The 3144-nt window shown below is 24.8% G+C and carries 4 protein-coding genes; 3 read left to right on the plus strand and 1 reads right to left on the minus strand.

Annotation, left to right across the window (positions count from 1 at the left end; translation table 11 throughout):
• Window positions 1–234 precede the first annotated feature (234 nt).
• Window positions 235–372 carry a hypothetical protein gene (locus tag Q0V15_RS12630; RefSeq protein WP_297439497.1) on the plus strand — a complete coding sequence of 46 codons (138 nt, stop codon included), beginning with the start codon at window positions 235–237 and terminating at the stop codon, window positions 370–372.
• A gap of 48 nt (window positions 373–420) precedes the next feature.
• On the opposite strand, the gene Q0V15_RS12635 is transcribed toward Q0V15_RS12630, so the two are convergent.
• Entirely contained in the window at window positions 421–552 is a 132-nt protein-coding gene (locus tag Q0V15_RS12635; RefSeq protein ID WP_297439498.1) for a hypothetical protein, read from the minus strand.
• A 679-nt stretch (window positions 553–1231) separates the two neighbouring features.
• On the opposite strand from Q0V15_RS12635, the gene Q0V15_RS12640 reads away from it, so the two are divergent.
• Together Q0V15_RS12640 and Q0V15_RS12645 are read left to right on the plus strand one after the other, a co-directional pair.
• Window positions 1232–1840 carry a sugar transferase gene (locus tag Q0V15_RS12640; RefSeq protein ID WP_297439499.1) on the plus strand — a complete coding sequence of 203 codons (609 nt, stop codon included), beginning with the start codon at window positions 1232–1234 and terminating at the stop codon, window positions 1838–1840.
• An 18-nt stretch (window positions 1841–1858) separates the two neighbouring features.
• The gene (locus tag Q0V15_RS12645; RefSeq protein ID WP_297439500.1) at window positions 1859–3070 is read left to right on the plus strand and encodes a glycosyltransferase family 4 protein; all 1212 of its coding nucleotides are present in this window, start codon (window positions 1859–1861) and stop codon (window positions 3068–3070) included.
• The last annotated feature ends 74 nt before the right edge of the window (window positions 3071–3144 follow it).

A 3144-nucleotide genomic window follows, 5' to 3' on the forward strand; every position in this document is an offset into this window, starting at 1 on the left:
TTTATAGGAGTTAAAAGAGTTATAGAAAAATAAGAAAGAAAGTTAAATAGCTTTTATAGATAGTATAGCTGCAAAACGTGGTAGGGATTTGTTTTAATATAAAAGCTATTTAAAATCATAAAGCATTCATATCAAAAACAGATATGCTATTTATGATGTATATATATAGGTAAGAATTTTTAAATTTGTGAGGTGACTTTAGTTAAATTAAGGTTAATTTAACTTTTAAATATTATGAAAAAATTTATTATAGGTGTTTTAGGAGTTATTATAATACTTGTCTTAATTTCAGTATATTCATTTGAAGCAAATGTTAATAGTGCAGTTAAGAATAGTGTTACTTACTGTAAACTTGGAAGTATTAATAAATAATATATATAAACAGGTATGTATCTAATTTTAGATACATACCTGTTTGTGTTATTTTATATTTAGATTTTTAAAATATTGAGTTTTCATATTTTCTCTATCATGCACATATTGTTTTCTTTTGATATCATTTTGCACTTCTTGCTCTGTTTTAAACTCTTTAGTATGTTTTGATTTTCCCATTATAAATTCATCTCCGTTTAGTAATAGCAAAAATATATATACTCAAATTTAAGTTAATATATATTTTTACTTTTAAATTTTATGGATATCTATATGTTCATTATATATTTAGAATATTTGTAAGTAAAATCGAGAAAAATAAAACATATTCAATTTATTTTAAGGTCTAATATATATTAATACCTTAAAAACTAGAATTTTAATTTAATATGTTAACAATAAGGGCAATTTTAAATTTATTAAAAAATAAATTTGAGTCTAGAATTAAAATATTAATGTGAAATATAGGTTAAGACTTGTAAATATAAAGAGCTTAATTAAATTACTTTATCTTGTTGTTTTTTCTTAGTATTTTAGGTGGTGTAAATTATTAAATTTTCATATAAAATAGGTAAAAAATTAAAATAAAATAAAAAAAATAGCTTAGATATAAGTAATTAGTTGTTTTTAAAGCTTAAATAAGTACAATTCATAAAATTTGTGAATGATAACTAAAAAATGATAATATTATGTTAACATAATATAAGTACGTAAATTGCAGACGTAACAATTTATAAAGAAGTAGAATATCGCTTAAAAATGGTAATAATGATCCTATAGAAATAGAGAATAATAAATAAGTTAGTATCAAAAATCAACAGTTATTACCACATAAAATAAAGATAGGAGAGAGGTAATTGTGCTAAGACAGAATAATGATAGCAAGAAAAAAGTAATATATAACCCTATAAAAAGATATAGTGATTTTATTTTAGCTATAATTGCAGTAATAATATTATCACCAATAATGTTAATAATAGCAATAAGTATAAAGTTTACATCTAAAGGACCAGTATTTTTCAAGCAAAAAAGAGCTGGAATAAACAGCAAACCTTTTTATATATATAAATTTAGGACAATGAAGAATGACTCCCCTATATTATCAACAGAAGAATTTGTTGATTGTAAAAGTTATATAACAAGTGTTGGGAAATTACTTAGAAAAACTAGTTTAGATGAAATACCGCAATTTTTAAATGTAATAAAAGGTGAAATTAGCTTAGTAGGTCCAAGACCAATAATGCTAGAAGAAAAAGATTTGATAGAACTTAGAAAAGAAAAAGGCGTTGATTGTGTTAGACCAGGGATAACAGGGTTTGCACAAATAAATGGCAGAGATAATATAAGTGTAGAAGAAAAAGTTTCATATGATGAAATTTATGTGAGTAAGGCAAGTATATTATTTGATATAAAAATTTTATTTGTAACTGTATTGAAAGTTATAAAAAGAGACGGAATAGTATCATAATTAATAGGAGCTTAAAAGATGAAGATATTAATAGTAAGTCAATATTTCTGGCCAGAAGAGTTTAGAGTAAATGATATTGCAAAGGGATTAGTTGAAAAAGGACATACAGTAGAGGTTTTAACTGGGATACCTAATTATCCGAGTGGAAAAAAATTAAAAGGATTTTCACTTTTAAAAAAAACACATAATGAGTATGAAAATATAAAAGTTTATAGAACTCCTATGATTACAAGAGGCAGTGGGAGTAGCATAAAGTTAATGTTAAATTATATTAGTTTTATGATATTTGGAATATTTAGAGCAATACCACTATTGTTTAAGAAGTACGATAAGATATTTATGTTTGAAACTTCACCAATAACAGCGGCTGTGCCAGCTATGTTTTTATCGAAAGTGAAGAAAATAGAATCAACTATTTATGTGCAAGATTTATGGCCTGAAACATTTTACTCGATAGTTCCTTTGAATAATACAAAAGTTAAAAAGATAATGGATAAGTTTTGTATGTGGATTTATAATTCATTTGATAAAATTTTAATTGCATCAAAAGGATACAAAGAGATACTTGAGAGTAAAAATATAGATGAGAAAAAGATTATATATTTCCCACAATGGGCAGAAGATTTCTATGGAAATACAAGTGCTATTGAAGAGATGGAAAGTGAAGTTTTTAATATAACATTTGCAGGGAATATAGGAAAAGCACAGGATGTAGAAACACTTGTAAATGCTATGAATTACATAAAGAGCAAAACAAGTGAAAGTAAAATAATGTGCAATATAATAGGTGATGGAAGTAATCTTGAAAAGCTTAAGAAGATGGTTAAAGATTTTAATCTTGGCGATAATATAAAGTTTTTAGGAAGAAAGCCACCAGAGAGTATGCCAGAATATTTTAGTAAAGCAGATGCTTTAGTAGTTACACTTGGAAAAGAATACATATTAAAAGTTACACTACCAGCTAAAGTACAATCGTATATGGCTTCAAAAAAACCAATAATAGGATGTATAAGTGGTGAGGGTAAAAGTGTAATAGAAGAATCAGAATGTGGTTTTGCAGCAGAATCAGGGGATTTTGAAAAACTTGGAGATACAATACTTAAAATGTCAAAGCTTAGTAAACAGCAATTAAATGAGCTTGGTGAGAATGGTTTGAATTATTTTAAGGACAATTTTACAAGAACAAAGTTATTAAATAAATTAGATAGTATATTTAACTATAAATTATAATTTATATAAAAAGGGAGATTTTAATATGTTTAAAGATAAAGTTTTATTAATTACAGGTGGTACAGGTTCATTTG

Source organism: uncultured Clostridium sp. (assembly GCF_947036855.1).
Classification (GTDB): domain Bacteria; phylum Bacillota; class Clostridia; order Clostridiales; family Clostridiaceae; genus Sarcina.

Excerpts from the sequence above, each read along its gene's own strand:
- Q0V15_RS12630 (WP_297439497.1), top strand. The coding sequence starts at position 235 with ATGAAAAAATTTATTATAGGTGTTTTAGGAGTTATTATAATACTTGTC.
- Q0V15_RS12635 (WP_297439498.1), bottom strand. The coding sequence starts at position 552 with ATGGGAAAATCAAAACATACTAAAGAGTTTAAAACAGAGCAAGAAGTG.
- Q0V15_RS12645 (WP_297439500.1), top strand. The coding sequence starts at position 1,859 with ATGAAGATATTAATAGTAAGTCAATATTTCTGGCCAGAAGAGTTTAGA.